This is a genomic window from Planctellipticum variicoloris (assembly GCF_030622045.1).
In the GTDB taxonomy this organism is placed as follows: domain Bacteria; phylum Planctomycetota; class Planctomycetia; order Planctomycetales; family Planctomycetaceae; genus Planctellipticum; species Planctellipticum variicoloris.
In genome coordinates, this window is the sequence record NZ_CP130886.1 from 206,263 (window position 1) to 225,291 (window position 19,029).

The 19,029-nt window shown below is 63.1% G+C and carries 13 protein-coding genes; 7 read left to right on the forward strand and 6 right to left on the reverse strand.

The window, feature by feature from the left end:
* Window positions 1–113: 113 nt before the first annotated feature.
* Window positions 114–743 carry a hypothetical protein gene (locus SH412_RS00800; protein WP_336521599.1) on the forward strand — a complete coding sequence of 210 codons (630 nt, stop codon included), beginning with the start codon at window positions 114–116 and terminating at the stop codon, window positions 741–743.
* Between the two features lie 311 nt (window positions 744–1,054).
* Here SH412_RS00800 and SH412_RS00805 read toward each other — a convergent pair whose 3' ends face one another.
* Together SH412_RS00805 and SH412_RS00810 are read right to left on the reverse strand one after the other, a co-directional pair.
* Window positions 1,055–3,829 (reverse strand): MGH1-like glycoside hydrolase domain-containing protein, encoded by a 2,775-nt coding sequence (locus SH412_RS00805; RefSeq protein WP_336521600.1) that lies wholly within the window; start codon window positions 3,827–3,829, stop codon window positions 1,055–1,057.
* A 38-nt stretch (window positions 3,830–3,867) separates the two neighbouring features.
* Window positions 3,868–4,077 carry a hypothetical protein gene (locus tag SH412_RS00810; RefSeq protein ID WP_336521601.1) on the reverse strand — a complete coding sequence of 70 codons (210 nt, stop codon included), beginning with the start codon at window positions 4,075–4,077 and terminating at the stop codon, window positions 3,868–3,870.
* Between the two features lie 605 nt (window positions 4,078–4,682).
* On the opposite strand from SH412_RS00810, the gene SH412_RS00815 reads away from it, so the two are divergent.
* Complete coding sequence (locus tag SH412_RS00815; RefSeq protein WP_336521602.1) at window positions 4,683–5,399, forward strand: sodium-independent anion transporter; 717 nt, start codon at window positions 4,683–4,685, stop codon at window positions 5,397–5,399.
* 248 nt (window positions 5,400–5,647) lie between these two features.
* Entirely contained in the window at window positions 5,648–6,370 is a 723-nt protein-coding gene (locus SH412_RS00820; protein WP_336521603.1) for a hypothetical protein, read from the forward strand.
* Between the two features lie 272 nt (window positions 6,371–6,642).
* Here SH412_RS00820 and mtnA read toward each other — a convergent pair whose 3' ends face one another.
* Window positions 6,643–7,707 carry an S-methyl-5-thioribose-1-phosphate isomerase gene (gene mtnA / locus SH412_RS00825; protein ID WP_336521604.1) on the reverse strand — a complete coding sequence of 355 codons (1,065 nt, stop codon included), beginning with the start codon at window positions 7,705–7,707 and terminating at the stop codon, window positions 6,643–6,645.
* A gap of 299 nt (window positions 7,708–8,006) precedes the next feature.
* Here mtnA and SH412_RS00830 point away from each other — a divergent pair, with 299 nt between their 5' ends.
* Both SH412_RS00830 and SH412_RS00835 read left to right on the forward strand, forming a co-directional pair.
* A complete protein-coding gene (locus tag SH412_RS00830) occupies window positions 8,007–11,222 on the forward strand; it encodes a PVC-type heme-binding CxxCH protein (protein ID WP_336521605.1) in 3,216 nt (1,071 codons plus the stop codon).
* Between the two features lie 108 nt (window positions 11,223–11,330).
* A complete protein-coding gene (locus tag SH412_RS00835; protein ID WP_336521606.1) occupies window positions 11,331–11,891 on the forward strand; it encodes a thioredoxin family protein in 561 nt (186 codons plus the stop codon).
* A 149-nt stretch (window positions 11,892–12,040) separates the two neighbouring features.
* On the opposite strand, the gene SH412_RS00840 is transcribed toward SH412_RS00835, so the two are convergent.
* From SH412_RS00840 to SH412_RS00850, 3 genes are all read right to left on the reverse strand, one after another.
* Entirely contained in the window at window positions 12,041–12,751 is a 711-nt protein-coding gene (locus SH412_RS00840; protein ID WP_336521607.1) for a hypothetical protein, read from the reverse strand.
* 81 nt (window positions 12,752–12,832) lie between these two features.
* Window positions 12,833–13,492 (reverse strand): hypothetical protein, encoded by a 660-nt coding sequence (locus tag SH412_RS00845; RefSeq protein ID WP_336521608.1) that lies wholly within the window; start codon window positions 13,490–13,492, stop codon window positions 12,833–12,835.
* Window positions 13,493–13,602: 110 nt separating this feature from the next.
* Complete coding sequence (locus SH412_RS00850) at window positions 13,603–14,121, reverse strand: hypothetical protein (RefSeq protein WP_336521609.1); 519 nt, start codon at window positions 14,119–14,121, stop codon at window positions 13,603–13,605.
* Window positions 14,122–14,559: 438 nt separating this feature from the next.
* On the opposite strand from SH412_RS00850, the gene SH412_RS00855 reads away from it, so the two are divergent.
* Together SH412_RS00855 and SH412_RS00860 are read left to right on the forward strand one after the other, a co-directional pair.
* The gene (locus SH412_RS00855; protein WP_336521610.1) at window positions 14,560–16,941 is read left to right on the forward strand and encodes a DNA topoisomerase IV subunit A; all 2,382 of its coding nucleotides are present in this window, start codon (window positions 14,560–14,562) and stop codon (window positions 16,939–16,941) included.
* Between the two features lie 77 nt (window positions 16,942–17,018).
* Window positions 17,019–18,938: a DNA gyrase/topoisomerase IV subunit B gene (locus tag SH412_RS00860; RefSeq protein WP_336521611.1), complete on the forward strand. Its 1,920-nt coding sequence runs from the start codon at window positions 17,019–17,021 to the stop codon at window positions 18,936–18,938.
* Window positions 18,939–19,029 lie beyond the last annotated feature (91 nt).

Below are 19,029 nucleotides of genomic sequence, written 5' to 3' on the forward strand. Positions count from 1 at the left end.
GAGCGACAAGGGGCTGACGTGGACAGATTATCGGGTTCGCGGCGAATGAAGCAAGGAGGGTTCTGGGAACTTTGACGGAGATCGACGCAACCGCTGACTGGGAGCGCGGTTCGTTGAACAGAAACGCACGTTTCTGCACGCAGCAGGCGGCCCACTCCGACCTGACGCTGACCGGAATGTACAACGTCCTGGAGAAGCTGCGGAGCGGCGAGCCGCTGACCGCCAAGGAAAAGACGACCCATGAACAGGGGCTGGTCTCCGTTCTGAAACAGCTTCACGACGATCTGGACGCCGCGGTGTTCGAGGCGTACGGCTGGCCGGTCACGCTGACCGATGAAGAGATCCTGGAACGGCTGGTGGCCCTGAATGCCGAGCGGGCCGCCGAAGAAGAAGAGCGGGGGCTGATCCGCTGGCTGCGGCCGGAGTTCCAGAACCCGGCCGGCGGCAAGGGGGCCGTCCAGAAGCAACTGGACGTCGAAGAGGACGAAGAGGCCGCCAAGCCGGCAAAGAAGAAACCGTCGAAGGCCGCCGCGGCGAAAAAGCAGCCGTGGCCGAAGAAGCTCGCCGAACAGGCCGCCGCGGTGGCGCAGGCGCTGCAGGCCGCGAAGAAGCCGGTCACGCCTGCGGACGTCGGTCAGGTCTTCATGCGGGCGAACACGGACGACGTAGTCCGGCTGCTGGAGATGCTTGCGGCGATTGGGAAAACGCGGACGATCAAGGGCGGGAAATATGTGGCGTCGTGAGGGGGATGGGGCTGAGGAAATTCACCGTCAGTTCTCCCGGCCGGTCTGCAGCCGGTTCGAGACATGCCAGACTTCCCCGGACAGGCTGGTCCTGACATTCCCCTGATGCCGGGCGACTTCGTTCTTGACGTTGTCGTAGTCGATGTCCGCGGCGAGCCGGGCGACGGCCCGGCGTCGTCGTTCCGGTCCAAGAACAACAGTTCAACGCCCGCCGCCGTGCGGGAGAACAGGCCGTAGTTGACGCCGCCGTCCACGACACTTGTGCCAAGCGGGCTGCTGTGGCCCGAGGTGGCAAGCTGCCTCATGAGGGTTTACCGCGTGGTGGCTGTGGCTGGTGCTGGCGTCGGATGACCGTTTGTCAGTTCGGCGGTCGCCGCGAAATACGCCCCCTTGCCGCGAATGCCGGCTTGCGATTGCGAGAGCGTCGCAAACAAATGCATGGTGCGGGCGATGACCCCGGTCCACCCGGTCTGGTGGCTGGCCCCCAGGCCGGCGCCGTTGTCGCCGTGGAAGTACTCGTAGAACAGGATCAGATCTCTCCAGTTTCCGTCCGTCTGAAACTTCTCGGTCCCGCCGTAGACGGGACGCCGGCCGTCCGGACCGCGCAGGAAGAGGGTTTCCAGCCGCCGTCCGAGTTCCTCGGCCACCTCAAAGAGCGTCATCAACTGCCCCGAGCCGGTGGGACACTCCACCTGGAACTCGTCGCCATAGTAGGCGTGGTAGTTCAGCAGGGCGCGGATAATCAGGATGTTGACCGGCATCCAGATCGGTCCCCGCCAGTTCGAGTTGCCGCCGAACATCCCGGTGTCAGACTCCGCCGGCAGGTAGGCCACGCGATACTCCTGACCTCCGGCTCGAAAGACGTACGGATGTTCGTCATGGAACCGGGACAGCGAGCGGAGTCCGTGCGGGCTGAGGAATTCGTTTTCATCGAGCATCTTCGCCAGCACGCGGCGGAGCTTCGTTTCGTCCAGGATTGAAGCCAGCCGCCGCCCGCCCGCGCCGGTCTTGCGCGGGTCGTGAATCGCTGCACTGAGCTCGGGGCGTGATTCGAGAAACCACTGCAGCCGCTCGGCGAGGTCGGGGTATTTCGCCAGGAGCTGTCCCTCGAAAACCGTGGCTGCGCACAGCGGCAGCAGCCCCACCATCGACCGGACTTTCAGCCGCTCCGACTGTCCGTCCGGACGGCGGAGGACGTCATAGAAGAATCCATCCTCCTCGTCCCACATCCCGGTCTGCCCGCCCAGATGCGACATCGCAGAGGCGATCCAGAGGTAGTGTTCCGTGAACTTCAGGGCCATATCCGCGTAATCCGGATCGGTCATGGCCAGCTCGGCGGCGATCTCGAGCATGTTTTCGCAGTAGAGCGCCATCCAGGCGGTCCCGTCGGCCTGTTCCAGATAGCCGCCGGTCGGCAGGGGAGCGCTCCGATCGAACACGCCGATGTTGTCCAGCCCCAGAAAGCCCCCTTCGAACACGTTCCGCCCGGACCGGTCCTTGCGGTTGACCCACCAGGTGAAGTTCAGCAGGAGCTTCTGGAAGCAGCTCTTGAGCCACTCGCGGTCGCCTTCGCCCTTCTGCGCCTTTTCCAGGCGGTAGGTGAATATGGTCGCCCAGGCATGGACCGGCGGATTGACGTCGCCGAAGTTCCACTCGTACGCCGGAATCTGGCCGTTCGGGTGCATGTAACGCTCGCGGAGCATCAGCTTGAGCTGCTGCTTGGCGAAGTCGGGATCAACCAGACTCAGCGAGATCACGTGGAACGCCAGATCCCACGCCGCATACCACGGATACTCCCACTTATCCGGCATCGAGATCACGTCGCCGTTATACATGTGATGCCAGTTATCGTTGCGGGGCGCCGTTTTGCGCGTCGCTTTGAACGGATCGCAGCCCCGCTCGTCGAGCCACTGGTCGACGTCGTAATGGTAAAACTGCTTGCTCCACAGCATCCCGGCCAAAGCCTGCCGCATGACCAGGCCTTCGTCGGCAGACAGGGACTTCGGAATGACTGCCGAATAAAACTCGTCCGCCTCCTGCCGCCGGGCCTCAAGCACCGCCGCAAACCGGCTTCCGAAGGGCGACGAGACGTCGGCCTTTTCCCGCGAGAAGGCCTCCGGACTGACATCGGTCAGCCGGAGCCTGATCACCCGGCACTCGCCCGGCGGCACGGTCACGCGATGCTGTGCGGCGACTTTCGTCCCTTTGTGTTCCGGGTTGAGAACGCCGCTCTGCCCGTGCACGACGGAATCATTGATGCTGTCCTTCACGTAGGGGCTCAGGTTCGGCATCCCGAAAATCCGCTGCGTGTTCGTCTCGTTCTCCGTAAACAGCAGCGGCGCGGCCTCTTCGCAATACAGATAGCGGGCTCCCAACTTTGCATCGAGAGCCCGGACGGTCGTCGTCGACGCTCCGCCGGACACTTGCGACAGTTCCGGTCGTTCGGTGGTGTCGTTCCACGACCACTGATTCCGGAACCAGAGCGTCGGCAGCACTTGCAGCTCCGCCGGCTCCGGACCGCGATTCCAGACGCTGATCTGAATCAGAACGTCCTCGGGGGACGCCTTGGCGTACTCCACGAAGACGTCGAAGTAGCGATCTTCCGCGAAGACTCCCGTATCGATCAGCTCGTATTCCATCTCCTCCCGTCCGCGGGTGCGGCTCGTTTCGATCAGATCCGCGTAGGGATATTCTCGCTGCGGATACTTGTAAAGGTATTTCATGTAGGAATGAGTTGGCGTGCTATCGAGGTAGAAATAGTACTCCTTGACATCCTCGCCGTGGTTTCCCTCGCTGTTCGTCAGACCGAACAGCCGTTCCTTGAGGATCGGATCCTGGCCGTTCCAGAGCGCCAGCGCAAAGCAGAGCCGCTGCTTATCGTCGGAGAAACCCGCCAGACCGTCTTCGCCCCAGCGATAGGCGCGCGACCGGGACTGATCGTGGCTGAAGTAGCTCCACGCGTCGCCGCTCTCGCTGTAGTCTTCGCGGACGGTTCCCCATTGCCGTTCGCTCAGGTAGGGGCCCCACTTTTTCCAGGCAATCCCCTGTTCGCGCGCCTCGTCGAGTCGGCCCTGCTCGGAATTCATGACACGCTCCAGATGTAACTTCACACGGATTCGACGGATCAGATTTTCAAATCGAGCAGATACGAATAATGCTTCGGAACTGGTTCGAGATCGGTCTGCTCATCCGGCTGAAAGGGCTCGCGATTCTGCCATTGATCCTTCCCGGCAGAGACCACCCAGAGCCGTCCTTCTCGATCCTGCACGATCCACTGATGAGTGGAATGGTCGACAAACAATGCGAGTAATCGTTTTCGAGCAGTCATCGTCATTTTGCAACGCTCCCTCCGGGGACGCTCGACGTGATCTGCCGGATTCCCCCGGCGCATCGACGCCAACGGTCCTCTCGAACGCGGAACCTCCAGCCCGCCAGGCCCTCCGCGCCAATCGCGGCGGACTGAGCGAGATCTTTGTTTCCGCGTTTCAGGCATTCGCCGAACACGTTCCCATGCGGCGCGGCAAGCAAGCGCCGTGCGACCGGCCCAGCGAGGAACCGCTCCGGGGCGTGCGTTCCAATGCCGCCGTGCGTCTGCAGCCTTGCTGCAGAACGGCGCCGCCCGCGCTTGTCGCCCATTTCCGGGGACATGGACGCTTCTTTCCGGAGATTGACGCCGTCGCCGCGGCCCGCCAATGGAAAACCGGATCGGCAATGAGCCGACGACGAATTGACCAGTATTTCCGAGCGCCGGGAGCTATCCTGCCAATCCTCGCCGGCGCCCGCAATAGGGGTCTTTAAGGTTCTCACGAATCGGAACGATCACAATCCGAACAGGCGGGCGGGAACGGTTCGGGGAGTTGCCTCCGTCCCGGGCTTGTATCGATCTCCTCTTCCACCGAGTTTGTTCCGATCCTCATCCACGACGGCAGGAATTCGTTGATGCCGGAACTCAGCTTCATCGATCGACTCAACTCGTGGATGCTGCTGACGGCGACTGTCGCGATCGTGCTGGCGTCGCTGGAAGCCGGGTATCGGCTGGGTGTCTTTCGCCGCCGGCGTTCGGACTCCGAGAAGGAAACGCCTGTCGGCGAGGTGGTGGCCGCGACGCTCGGCCTCCTGGCGTTTCTGCTCGCGTTCATCTTCGGCTTCGCGGCGTCACGTTTTGAAAGCCGCAAGGAACTGGTGATTCAGGAAGCCAACGCCGTCGGCACCGCCTGGTTGCGGGCGGGCCTGCTTCCGGCCCCCGAAAGCGCCGAAAGCCGCAACCTTTACCGGGACTCAGTGGCGCCCGCCTGGAAGGAGTCCAGACCGGGGACCTTGCCTTCGCGATCCGACAGTCGGGATACCGACGACGTTCGTCAGGTCGTATGGGGCAAGATTGCCGCCTTGCCGCAGTTGCGGCTCGTCGTCTGCGATCTGTCGAATTCGCCGTTCGTCGACGTTGTCGGCGCGCGCCTGCTGTCGGCCCTGCAGCGGGATCTCGCCGCTCGCGGCGTGCAGTTGCGAATCGTCGAGGCCCACGCGCGAAACCGCGACCTGCTGCGCGCCGAGGGCCTGGAAGGATTGGTCGGCCATCTCGGATGCTTGCAGTCCGTGGATCAAGTCGTCGCAGAGTTCGAATTCGAGTCCCCGCACAAAGCCGAGACACCTCGCTGACGCCGACGAGCGAACTTCATTCCGGCAAAGGAGCATTCAGGGCCAGTTTGTGGCACTTTTGCCACGATCGGCATCTGTGTTCGGATCGCGACTTTCCACTCGGCAGATGGCTGAAGCGCCACCGGAATGGCACAGGACACTGGATAAAGATGGCTCAATTCTGATTGACACAGCCTCGACAGCGGAGGACCATTCGACCGTTCGGCGACGCTGACCTGACGATGAGCAACACGCTTTCCGAGAATGCGATGAACACTGTGCCGAGGGATTCTTCGCAGCCCCCGGCCGCGCCGCGCGGCGTCGCCATCAGCGGCCTCCTCTTCGCCGTCCTCGATTTCGTCAGCCTGGCTCTGATCCGGCTCGCCATTCCCGTCGATCCGGCGGACCCCGGCGACTGGCTCAGAAACCCCGCGATGCGGAACTCGATCGGCCTGGCCCTGAATCTCGTCCCCTTTGCCGGGATCACGTTTCTGTGGTTCATGGGAGCGCTCCGCAACCGCATCGGGCAGCACGAGGATCGCTTCTTCGCCACCGTGTTTCTGGGTAGCGGACTGCTGTTCGTCGCCATGCTGTTCGTCGCCGCCGCGGTCGCCCGGGGACTGGTGGCGACGTTCGCTGATGAAGCCCTCCTCCCCCGACAGAGCGAGACCTTTCGGATCGGACGCGAGCTGGCCTACTCCCTGACGACGACCTATGGCACGCGGATGGCCGCCGTGTTCATGTTCGTCACTTCGTCCATCGGCCTCCGCACGGCGGCCCTCTCCCGCCCGGTCTCCGTCATCGGCTTTGCGATCGGCCTGGTCCTGCTGCTGTTCATCACGACTTTCGCGTGGATTGCACTGCTCTTCCCCGTATGGGTCCTGCTGGTCAGCGCGTATCTCCTGGTTGTGGACTTTCGGTCGAATGGCCTCGGAGTGCGCGAAGGCGCGCTGCAGACTCTCGATCAGGCCGCTCGTGACGATACCGCATGACGGCCCGGTCGCAGATTGACTCGCAGAGCTGAATGGGGCCTCTTCCACGGACTTTGTGGGACGTGTTTTGGACGGAACGTGGCGTCCAAGCCGGGAAATCAGGGCCATCGGCCGTTTAAGAGCGTTTGTGGTTGGGGGGCAGTCAGCGCGCATCAGTTGGATGCGCCTCGTTTTGTCTGTTCAACGCAAGACGGTCGAAACTCCAAGTTGCATTGAGACTGCTTTCGATTTCTCCCAAAGGGTTAACAGCGTAGAGGGGCGCTGGTCGTGGCTTACTTCCCCAGCACCCTGCGGATCTCCGCCTCCGTCACCGGCGAAATCACCCCTTTTTCCGTCACGAGTCCCGTGATGTTCTCCGCCGGGGCGACGTCGAAGGCGGGGTTGTAGACCGGGCAGTTCTCCGGAGCCGTCCGACGGCCGAAGGCGTTGGTGATCTCCTCCGCCGACCGCTGCTCAATCGGGATCTCGGCCCCGCTTCGGATGGCGAAATCGAACGTGCTCGACGGAGCGGCGATGTAGAACGGAATGCCATGCGCCTTCGCCAGCACCGACAGCGAATACGTTCCGATCTTGTTGGCGGAGTCGCCATTGGCCGCAATGCGGTCGGCTCCCACGATCACCGCCTGTACCCGGCCTTCCTTCATCACCCAGCCGGCCATCGAGTCGCAGATCAGCCTGGTGTTGACTCCACGCTGGAGCAGCTCCCAGGCCGTCAGCCGCGCTCCCTGAAGCAGAGGCCGGGTTTCGTCGGCGTAGACCTGCAGCTCGGGGTTGGCGGCCGCCGCGGCGAAAATCACCGCGAGCGCGGTCCCGTCACCCGCCGTCGCCAGACCGCCGGTGTTGCAGTGGGTCAGGACGCCGGTGCAATTCGCCAGGAGCGGCGCACCGTGCCGGCCGATGGCGGCGCACATTTCGCGGTCTTCAGTCTCGATCAGCCGGGCTTCGTCGAGCAGCCGCTGCAGCATGTCTTGCGAACCGAGCGACGGATGGCTGGCGGCGACCCCCTTCATTCGGTCCAGGGCCCAGAACAGATTCACCGCCGTCGGCCGGCTGCCGGCGAGATATTCGACGACTTCACCGAACCGGCAATTGAAAGCTTCTCGCGATTCGTTCACCGCCGTCTGGCAACCGACGACCGTGCCATACGCCGCGGCGACGCCGATCGCGGGTGCGCCGCGAACGCTCAGCTTGCGAATCGCTTCCCAGACGACTTCGACGGTCTGGCAGGGAAGATCGACCACTTCGGTCGGGAGCCGCGTCTGATCGAGGAGCTGCAGGTAACCGTCCAGTTCGCCGATCCAGGCCACCGCCAGTCGGGGATTCGTCGTCGCCGTCATCGTTTCGCATTCCTGTAAGAGACCCAATGTGCCGGATCACAGGATGGGAACTGGAGGCGAGTCGGTCAAGTTGACCGGAATTGCCGAGAAGGTTTCACGCAGAGTCGCAAATAGGACCGCAAATTCGCCAAGAAGACAGAAAGCATCAGGCACTTTGCTGGCTAACCGCGTCCAGTTCGACATTCGTCATTTCTCTGCTTTGCGCCTTGGCGTGAAATCTTCTCCAATCACTCATCCGGTTGCAGCAGAGGCAGCTCCGCCCGACAATGCCTGCTCACCTACTCCGGGAGCCAACTGTGATGCGCTGGATGCTGTGCTGCGGACTGATGGGAAGCTGGAGCGTCGTCGCGCTGGCGCAGGAGATGCCCCCGCGCGTCCTCGACGACCGGCTCAAGCTGGAACTGTTCGCCGAGCAGCCGCAGATCGTCACGCCGACCGGGATCGACGTCGACGCCGCCGGGCGGGTCTGGGCGATTGAGAGCAACACGCACTTTCCGCCCGAGGGCTACAAAGGCCACTCCACCGACCGCGTCCTCGTCCTGGAAGATACCGACGGCGATCACAAGGCGGACAAGGTCACCACGTTCCTCGACGGCTTGACGCACACGATGAGCGTGGCGGTCAAGCCGGGGTGGGTGGGAGTTGAGAGGGGAGAGTTGAGAGTTGAGAGTCAGAAGGGAGGCAAGCGAGATACGAATGCCTCCGCCTCCGCCTCCGGTCTCTCGACTCTCAACGCTCAACCCTCAACGATCTTCCTCGCCACCCGCCGGGAAATCTTCCTCTGCACCGATACCGACGGCGACCTGAAGTGTGATTCGCAGACGCGGCTGGTGCGTCTGGAGACGGCCGGCAACTACCCGCACAACGGGCTGGCGGGGTTTGCGTTCGATGCGCTGGGCTGGATGTACTTCGGCTTCGGGGAGAACCTCGGGGCCGATTACAAGATCATCGGCAGCGACGGGACGACGCTGTCGGGCGGCGGGGAAGGGGGGAACATCTACCGCTGCCGGCCGGATGGAACGAAGCTGGAGCAGTGGGCGACGGGGTTCTGGAATCCGCACGCGAGCTGTTTCGACGCCTTCGGCCGACTGTTTTCCGTTGACAACGACCCCGACAGCCGCCCCCCCTGCCGATTGCTGCACATCATCCAGGGGGGGGACTACGGCTATCGCTTCCGCAACGGTCGCAAGGGGACACATCCTTTCACCGCCTGGAACGGCGAGATCCCCGGCACGCTGCCGATGGTCGCGGGAACCGGTGAAGCGCCGTCGGGCATCGTCTGCTACGAGTCGGACGGTTTTCCTGAGGACTACCAGGGGACACTGCTGGTCGGAAGCTGGGGGGACCACCGGATCGACCTGTTCCGACTGAAGCCGAAGGGAGCCTCGTTCACGTCGCAGCTTGAACCGGTCGTGGTGGGTGGCGAAAACTTCCGGCCGGTCGGCCTGGCCGTGGGACCGGACGGCGCCCTGTATTTCACCGACTGGGTCCTGCGGGACTACAAGCTCCACGGCAAGGGACGGGTCTGGCGATTGAGTGCGAAGGAGGAGCCGAAACGGGAGGTCGCAGCCTCAGTTGCGCCGGACGATTTACGCGCTCAATTGAGTTCGCGGCGGCTCGTCGATCGGCGGAAGGCGGCGAGTGAGCTGGCGGCTCGCGATGACCAGATGGATTTTCTGAAGAGCATTCTGAAGGACGCGAACGCGTCGGCCCGCTCTCGCGTAGAAACTTTGTGGGCGATTGCGAGGACGCCAGTAGAAACTCGCGATTTCAAACTGGGAGTCGTCAAGGAACCAGCGGCTGCGCCACTGGGTGGCAAGTTTGATGAGATGATTATCGCCGCGTGTTCTGTGCTGGGACTTCCGCAGTTTCCAACACCGGAGACATCAGAGAAAGATGAAACTGAGCTAGAAAGAACTCGCTGGATCGACTCCGGATCGATCCAGAGTCTAACGAATTCGACGTATTGGCTGTTCGACGTTGCCAGCTATCTGCAGAAAGACCGGCACGCTCGGACTGTTCTCTTCCGGTTCGCGTCTAAGGCTTTTGACCACCGATCGACGAGTGGAAAATCCAAGGAAGATCCCGTCAAGGACGATTCTTTTGAGATGTCGGCTAGAATCACATACGCCGCTACGGGAATTGAAGACGGGGACTGGAACCAACTGGCCCAGTTCTTGAAATTGACATGGGCAAGTAATGTGTCCCCTATGTATCTGCATGTGAGCGGAGGAAAGCTGAACACGGACGTGGAGCGGGTAACATCGCTTTTGGCAGCAAGACTTGGGTCTCCCAGGCAGAGTCCCACGATGATACGGCTGGGGCTCACGGATCCCTCCCCGATGCTACGTCGGGCGGCCGTCCAATGGGTCGGTGAAGAGAAGCTCAGCGAGTTCCGCTGGCTTGTCGAGGCGAACCTCGCCTCTGAACCCATGACCAAGGACCTCTTCCTCGCCTGCCTCGCCACGCTGCAGCTCCTCGACGGCAAGCCGGCGAGCGAGTTCGAGAAGACGCCTCCTACGAAGTACATGCTGGAGATTGTCAACGACGGCCGGCGGTCGCCGGGGTTGCGGGCCCGGGCGCTGGCGATGCTGCCCGCCGGGGAGCCGGAACTGAGCGACGGCCTCTTGAAAGAGTTTCTGCAGAGCGGCGACGCGAACCTGAAGCGGGAAGCGGTGCGGACGCTGCAGCTTGCCCCGCGGACGGGGTTGCTGCTGGAGGTGCTGCGCGTCGCGGCCGATCCCAACGCCGACGTCAACCTGCGGGCCGAAGCCGTCGGCGGCCTCTGTGGCGTCCCCCATGAGGAACCGCTGCCGGCGGACATCGAATCGCTGCTGCTGCAATACGCGAGCGGCGATATTCCGATTTCAGACGAGGCCGTCCCCGAGGCTGCCGCCAGATCTGCCGCAGTGCGGGCCTTGCAGGAAGAAGCGATTCGCGGCCTGCGCGGACGCGGGACGGCGGGGTCGAAGATCGGCGAATCCCTGGCGGCCATTCGCAAGACTCAGTCCGGCGAACTGGCCGCCTCTCTCGACGTCGCCCTCGGACAGCCGGGGAAGGAGCCAGTTCTGGCGGACGTCCTGGCGGAAGCGGGCGACGCCGAGCGCGGACGGCGGGTCTTCTTCCACCACAACGGCCCGCTCTGCGCGCGGTGTCATACCGTCGAAGGTCGGGGCGGAAACGTCGGACCGGATCTGTCGGTCATCGCCCGGACTATGGATCGGAAGAAGCTCGCCGAATCGATCTTCGAGCCGTCGCGGGAAATCTCGCCGCAGTTCATCACCTGGGTGGTCGTGACCGAGGACGGCAAGACGGTCAACGGAATTATCGTCAAGGAAGCCGGCAACGGCGACCTGGAAATCGGCAACGCCCGCGGCGAAGTCACGCTGGTTAAAGGCGCCGAGATTGAAGAACGGCTCCCCTCGAAAGTCTCCGTCATGCCCGAAGGGCTCCACAAGCGGATGACGGGGGAGGAGTTTCGGGATCTGCTGAAGTATCTGGAGGGGTTGAAATAGTAGTGCTGTTGATGGTCGATCGTTGATCGTTGATGGCAAGGCAACGGAACAACGATTCTTTGAACCATCGACGATCAACCATCAACCATCGACGAAAGGCTTTCTCTTTTGATCTTCCTCGACAAATGGCCTCACGGCCTGGGCTACCGCGACTTCCTGCACAAGTATGCTTCGCCCGAGCATCATCGGCGGTGGGATCTGGTGCATGACCTGGTGCAACTGACGGTCGAGCAGCGGCTGGTGCTGGAGTCGTTCCGACGGGAGATACTGGTGCTGGTCTCGGCCGGCGCCTGGTGCGGGGACTGCATCAATCAGTGCCCGATTCTGGACCACTTCGCGGCGGCAACGGACCGGATTCAGATCCGGTACTTCGACCGGGACGATCATCCGGATTTGTCGGACGAACTGCAAACGTGCGGCGGTCGGCGGGTGCCAGCGGTGCTGTTTCTCGCCGAGGATGGAGCGCCCTGCGGGAGGTTCGGCGACCGGACGCTGTCCCGTTACCGGCAGATCGCCGCTGAGCAGCAGGGGGCGGCGTGCCCGACGGGGCTGGTGCTGCCCGAGCAGGCAGACTTCGGAATCGTCGTGCAGGAGTGGCTGGATCAGTTCGAGCGAATCCAGCTCATGCTCCGCACGTCCGCCCGCCTGCGACAGAAGCATGGGGATTGAAGAAGTGGGTAGTGGGTAGTGGGTTGCAAAGAGAAGGAGAGATTGTTCTCGGGGGTTTTTCCAACTGACAACTGACCAAGTACGAAAGAGACGCCCGGTCAAGCGATTGCTCGACCGGGCGTCTGCGTGTTTTGCTTCGGCGGACCGGGTTAGAAACCCGCACGGCGGATCGTGTCGCTTCGGACCGAATCGCTCGGCGGAACCGGCGACGGCGGGGTTTCATTCGACGGCAGCGGCGTCGGGCTGGGGGCGCCGTTCGTCGGAGCCGGGGTGGTGATCACTTCGCCGCCGTACATGCAGTGCGGGCAGTTGCCGCGGAGGCCGTGCAGGCAGGTCGCCGGGCCGTCGCGCCACTGTGAGGCGTAGGCCGTGCCGGCGAGGTAGTGCCACTGCGCGGGAATCGGTTTGGCCGGCAGGCGGCTGGGATCGGGCTGCCAGGACGGGGCGTGCTGGTAGTAGTAGCCCAACTGCGTCGTGTCGGTCGGCATATAGACCATCGGCGCGGCCTGGAACCCCGAGCCGGGCATGCCGTACCACTGGTTCGGAAACATGGTCTGGTACTGCACGCCGCGACGGTGAATGGGATACTTCTGCGGAATCGAGTATCCGTGGTCGGGCGAGTGCGAGCAGTAGTGATCGCAGAACAGCCCGTGTTTGCAGCCGTGGCGTCCGTGCGTCCGGCAGGTCGGGCAGTCTCCCTCGATGTAGCCGCCGTCGCTCGATGTGGAAGCCGTTGCGGCCGGGGCTTTGTCCGAGACCCGGGCGATGCCTTCTGTCGGGCTCTGAGCCGCCAGCGGAGCGCCGGCGGAGATCAGTCCGGCCAGGGAAAGCGCACCCAGCCAATTGCGTTGATGGAACATGTCCCGCTTCCTTGTGGGTTCGGCCGTCGCGGCCGGGTGTGAGACGTGAGAGGATGGAGCCTGCCTGACGATGTCTGACGCCTAGTAGCGGTAGGGCACGTCGTAGCCGTACGGTCCGCTGGTCGGCGCCATCGGGCGGGAGACCGGCGTCAGGCGGCTGGAAGGGACGCCCCAGCCGTAGTTGTAGGTGTGTCCGACGACGGGGGCCAGGGGGACGCCGATCGGAGTGCCGTAGCCTTCGGCGCCGTAGACCTGTCCGTCGCGGCCATCGAAGTAGTTGACGTTTTCCGGATAGACGCGGGCGTAGTGGCCGGCGATCGGAATGCCGGTGCCGCCATTGCCGGTCGGGTAGAAGTAGCCGAACTTGCAGCGCATGTACTGCTTGAAGTTGTAGCACTTGTCGGCGCAATGGGCGCGGAAACCGCCGTTGCCGAACTCGGGCCGGCAGTTGTAGCCGTCTTCGTAGACCACGTACTCGCCGGAGGATGGCACGGGTTCGCCGTGCATGCTGGCGAGGCGGGCGTCGACGCGACGGGTCCCCTGTTCCATGCGGTCGCGGGCGACTTCGACCGTTTCTTCAACGGCGTCGGCGAAACTCGCCGGCTGCACGGCGCTGCTCGCGGGCTTCCGCACCCGCACAACGCCTTCCGCTTCGTCCGCCATCGCCGACTGACCGACTACCAGCAGCGTCAGCCCGGCGGCGCACGCCAGTCCCTTCAGTGTTCCGGCCCAGGTCGTCATGATTCCTGTCCTTATGAGCGAGTCGCCGATTCTGACGGCGGAGTTTCAGTTTGATGCAGTTTGAGCAAACGATTCGTCAGGGGTCGCAACCGGTTGGCCGGGGTCTGGGATCAGTGGCTGACGCCGGGGAAGAACGGCGGGAAGGCGGGATGCTTGGAGCGGTACTTGACCTGCACCTGCGTCCCCTGCAGTTCCCAGCGTTCGTGCGACCGGACGCCGAATGGAGTCCAGAGCCAACTCCCCTTCACCCGGTGGTAGTAGGGGGGATAGATGGCCCGGTAGGTGTGCGGATAGAGCATTTCGTGCGGGGCGAAAGCCTGGTTGGTGATCATGGCCCCGCCGGTCCAGTAGGGCGTCGTCGGCTTGGGCGACGGATAGAGGGGGGCTCCCAGGTAGACGTAACCGTCCTGGGCGACTGGCATCGCGGGACCGGCTGCAGGGGCCTGCGTCGCCGGTGCGGCCGCGGGAGCTCCCGTCATCGCAGCCCGGCGGGCCGGAATGGCGCGATAGTCGCCGTAATCCGGTTCCGCAGGGGCGCTGGCGTAAGCGGATTCGACGCCTCCCTGGAACTGGGAAGCGTAGTCGTCCTGCGCGTGCACCGCGTGCAGCATGATGGTTGGCAGCAACACGGCCAACGACCTGGTCCAATTCAATGCCCGAGACATGTCCTGCCCTCCATGGTCCGCCGGTTCTCTGACGCCGGGATTCCGCGATTCATCGCGCTGGTTCGCGGGGCCTGATCCGCCGTGATTCTGGCCCGACGATTTGGTACTCAGAGATTCGGTTGTTGTGCTGGCTTCCGATGAGTCATTTCACGACCGACAGTCCACATGATCGGCTTTTTACAAGTAATTGGAATGTAACGGCTTAGGTGCGATTGCAAAATCTCCGTAACCGGTGTATCTGATACGCACGGAAAGACCTTGCCAGGCGTCAAACTCGACGCGGTTTGCCGCGCGGCGGGTCGATCCGGGTGAACAGACGTCAAATTCTCCGCACCCGCTGTCCGAAAGGTCGGCGGGGTCGGAATACTCTTCCCATTTTTCACGGACGCCGGAGCCAGTCCTTTGGCCAGACGGATCTCTTCTCCCGGGAATTCCGGATCGACGAACGCGGACGGCGGCGACCGCATCGACTATGTGCCGCTGAGTCAGGAAACCCGACGGCGGTATCTCAACTACGCGATGTCGGTCATCACATCGCGGGCGCTCCCCGACGTGCGCGACGGCCTGAAGCCCGTCCAGCGGCGAATTTTGTTCTCGATGTACGAGGACCGTCTTCTCGCCGACGCGAAACCCCGCAAGTGCGCCAAGATCGTGGGCGACACGATGGGTGCGTTCCACCCGCACGGCGATTCCGCGATCTACGACACGCTCGTCCGCATGGCGCAGGACTTTACGTTCCGCTATCCGCTAGTGGACGGGCAAGGGAACTTCGGTTCGATCATGGGGCTCCCGGCGGCGGCTTATCGGTATACCGAAGCCAAACTGACCGCGTTCTCCGAGCAGCTCCTGCAGGAGCTGCGGATGGAGACGGTCGACTATCGCCCGACCTATGACGGTAGCCGGACGGAACCGACGGTCCTGCCGACGCGCGTGCCGCACCTGCTGGTCAATGGGACGACCGGCATCGCGGTGGGGATGGCCACCAATATGCCGCCCCACAACCTGGGGGAAGTCGTCGCCGCCTGCGTCCACCTGATCAACAACGACGGCGTCGAGACGAAGGACTTGCTGAAGTTCATCAAGGGGCCCGACTTTCCCCTGGGCGGGCGGATCATCACCGATCGCAAGGAACTGCGCGGGATCTACGAGGAAGGGCGGGGGGCGATCAAGGTCCGCGGAGAATGGAAGCCGGACCGGGACCGCAAGGGAACGGCGGAAGACCGGCTGGTGATCTACTCGATCCCCTACACGGTCGAATCGGGACCGCTCGTGCAGGAGATCGGGGCCGTTGTGGCCAACCGCAAGCTGCCGCAGCTCCTGAACGTCGCCGACGAGACGGACGACAAGCATGGCTTGAGGATCGTGCTGGAGTTGAAGCCCGGATCCGATCCCGAAGTCGTGATGGCCTATCTCTTCAAGCACACGTCGCTGGAGCTGAATTTCAATTACAACGCGACGAGTCTGGTGCCCAGCGACTCGGGCCAACTGGTCCCGGCCCGGCTGAACCTGGTCGAGATGCTGCAGCACTTCCTGACGTTCCGCCTGGCGACGGTCCGTCGGCGGTTCGAGTTTCAGTTGCGGCAGCTCGAACGGAGGATTCACATCCTCGAAGGCTTCGCGATCATCTTCAACGACCTCGACAAGGCGCTGAAGATCATCCGCAACAGCACCGGCAAACGGGACGCCGCCGACAAGCTCATGAAGGCCTTCCCGCTCGACGAAGAGCAGACGATGGCGATCCTGGAACTGCAGCTCTACCGGATCTCGCAGCTTGAGATCAACACGATCCTGGAAGAGCTGGCGGAGAAGCGGAAGGAGGCGGACAAAATCCGCAAGATTCTGGCCTCGGAGAAGAAGCTCTGGGGCGTCGTGCAGACCGAACTGGAAGAGGTCGCCGCCCAGTTCGGCGATAAACGACGGACCTCGCTGGGGTCGTCGGAAGAGGTTGCCGAGTTCGACGCTTCCGCCTACATCGTCCGCGAGAACACCAATGTGGTGCTGACGCGCGACGGGTGGGTCAAGCGCGTGGGACGGCTGCAGAGCGTCGAGACGACGCGCGTCCGCGAAGGTGACGCCGTCCTGGACGTACTCCCGGGCAGCACGGTGGACTCGGTCGTCTTCTTCGCCAGCGACGGGGTGGCCTACACGCTCGGCATCGATCAGATTCCCGTTTCGTCGGGCTATGGCGAGCCGCTCTCGAAGCACGTCAAGCTGGCGGACGGAGTCAGCATCATCGCCGCGGTTTCGACCGACCCGCGGTTCACGCCCGAAGACGGAGAGGCCTCCGGCGAGGCGCCCGCCACGCCGTACCTGTCGATCGTTACGGCGCAGGGGCAGACGACGCAGATCCCGCTGGGGCCGTATCGCACGGCGTCGACGAAGAGCGGTCGGAAGTTCTGTCGGCTGGGCGACGGCGACCGGGTCGTGGGGATCGAACTGGTCCGCGAGGCGACGAGCGTCTTTCTGGCGACGCGGATGGGACGGGTGATTCACTACCTACTGGAAGAAGTCCCGGTGCTGTCCGGTGCAGGCCGGGGCGTGCGGGGAATCAAGCTCGACGCTCAGGACGAAGTTCTGGGACAGCAACTGGTCACGCGGCCGAGCGACTGCCTGCGGATCAAGACCGACGGAGACAAAGTCCTGGTCTGCGGTCAGCAGAAGTATGCTCCGGTCAGCCGGGGAGGGAAGGGGGATCGGGCGGTCACGCGCAGCGCGGTGACCGAGATCGTCCGGGATCCGATTCCGCTGGTGGACTGGGCGGCGATTGAGGCGCAGAAGGAATAGGGAATCGGCAGTGGTCTTCAGCCCCGGAGGGGCTGATGCACGCATGATTCTCGCGAATGAACAGGTCGCAAACAGATATGTCAACCGCCACTCCCGCCCGTTATACCGCCGACGAAATTGAGATCATGGAGGGCCTGGAGGCCGTCCGGAAGCGGCCTTCGATGTACATCGGCGGAACCGATGTCCGCGGGCTGCATCACCTGCTATGGGAGATCGTCGACAACTGCGTCGACGAGTTCCTCGCCGGGGCCGCGAAGGAAATCAAAGTCGTCCTGCATCGCGACGGAAAGTCGATGACGGTCAGCGACGACGGCCGAGGCATTCCCGTCGACATCCATTCCAAGTCGAAAAAGCCGGCGCTGGAGACGATCCTCACCACGCTCCACTCGGGCGGAAAGTTTTCGAACAAGGTCTACGCGCGCAGCGGCGGACTGCACGGCGTCGGCTCCTCGGTCGTCAACGCATTGTCGATCGAACTCGAAGCGACCATTCATCGCGACGGCCACGAATGGAGCCAGCGGTACAAGCGCGGCAAGGCGACGACGCCCCTCAAGAAAGTGAAACCGTTCCGCGGTCACGGAACGACGATCTTCTTCCGCCCCGACGACGAGATTTTCAGCAAGACGCAGTTTCATCCCGACACGATCCGTCAGCACCTGGAGGATATTTCGTATATCCACGGCGGGCTGAAGATCAGCTTTGTGGATGAGGCGCGGAAGGAGACGGTCGAGTATTGCCATCCGGAGGGGATTGCGGCGTACCTCGAAAAAGTGATCAAGGAGGGCGAGAAAAAGCCCATTCACGACCAGGCGTTTTCGATCTCGCGCGACGACGGAGCCGCCAAGATTGAAGTCGTGCTCCGCTGGACCGAATCGACTGACGAGCAGCTTCGCAGCTACGTCAACGGCATCCGGACGCACGGCGGCGGCACTCACGAGTCAGGCTTCCGGGCGGCGATCGGCAAGGCGGTGCGGAATTACATCGACGTCCACGACATCAAGATCAAGGGGGTGACGATCCAGAACGACGACATCCGCGAGGGTGTCACCGGGATCCTCTCCATCTTCCTCAGCGATCCGATGTTCCAGGGGCAGACGAAAGAGAAGCTCAACAACCCGGAGATGACCAGCGCGGTCGAAGGACTGGTCCGGCCGGCTCTGGAGACCTGGCTGAACTCGAATCCCTCGATCGCCGACGCCGTCGTCGGGCGAATCGTGCTGGCGGCGCGGGCGCGGGAAGCGAGTCGGGAGGCCGCTAAAGACGTCCGCCGGAAGTCGCCGACGCAGCGGAAAAACAACCTGCCGGGCAAGCTCCTCGACTGCCGTTCGAGCGACCCCGCAGAGTCGGAGCTGTTCATCGTCGAAGGGCTCTCCGCCGGCGGAACTGCGGCGATGGGGCGCGACAGCCGCATTCAGGCCGTGTTGCCGCTGCGCGGCAAGATTCTGAATACGGAGTCGCTGTCGACGGGGAAGATCCTGGAGAACCAGGAAGTCAAGGATCTGGCGGAGACGCTCGGGACCGGCATCGGGCCGAATTTCGACATTCACCGACTGCGGTACGACCGGATCATTCTGCTGATGGACGCCGACAGCGACGGTTACCACATCAGCACGCTGCTGCTCACGTTCTTCTTCCGACATATGCGCGACCTGATCACGGGTGGCAAGCTGTACCTGGCGCAGCCGCCGCTGTACCGGATTCAGATCGGAACGAAGACTGTCTACGCGCAGGACGATGCGGAGAAAGAAGAGGTCCTGGCGGAACTGGCGGCGAATCGGAAGTACGAGATCAGCCGGTTCAAAGGACTGGGCGAGATGAACGCCGAGCAGCTCAAGGAAACGACGCTCGATCCGAAGACGCGGACGCTGCTGCGGGTCGATGTCGAGAGTCTGGTGGAAGCCGACCAGACGTTTCAGCAGTTGCTGGGGAAGGATGCCAGCGAGCGCTACCGGATTATCATGAGCGAAGCGACGCTGGTGGACGACCTGGACGTGTAGTCGGACTCAGCGACGAACACAGACAGGAATGTCGGTGCCACCTGGATCGGGGAGCATCTTCATCGACGCTCAACCCTCATCGCTCAACGAT

Coding starts and splice junctions, on each gene's coding strand:
- SH412_RS00805 (WP_336521600.1), bottom strand. CDS start 3,829: ATGAATTCCGAGCAGGGCCGACTCGACGAGGCGCGCGAACAGGGGATT.
- SH412_RS00810 (WP_336521601.1), bottom strand. CDS start 4,077: ATGACGATGACTGCTCGAAAACGATTACTCGCATTGTTTGTCGACCAT.
- SH412_RS00815 (WP_336521602.1), top strand. CDS start 4,683: ATGCCGGAACTCAGCTTCATCGATCGACTCAACTCGTGGATGCTGCTG.
- SH412_RS00820 (WP_336521603.1), top strand. CDS start 5,648: ATGAACACTGTGCCGAGGGATTCTTCGCAGCCCCCGGCCGCGCCGCGC.
- mtnA (WP_336521604.1), bottom strand. CDS start 7,707: ATGACGGCGACGACGAATCCCCGACTGGCGGTGGCCTGGATCGGCGAA.
- SH412_RS00830 (WP_336521605.1), top strand. CDS start 8,007: ATGCGCTGGATGCTGTGCTGCGGACTGATGGGAAGCTGGAGCGTCGTC.
- SH412_RS00840 (WP_336521607.1), bottom strand. CDS start 12,751: ATGTTCCATCAACGCAATTGGCTGGGTGCGCTTTCCCTGGCCGGACTG.
- SH412_RS00845 (WP_336521608.1), bottom strand. CDS start 13,492: ATGACGACCTGGGCCGGAACACTGAAGGGACTGGCGTGCGCCGCCGGG.
- SH412_RS00860 (WP_336521611.1), top strand. CDS start 17,019: ATGTCAACCGCCACTCCCGCCCGTTATACCGCCGACGAAATTGAGATC.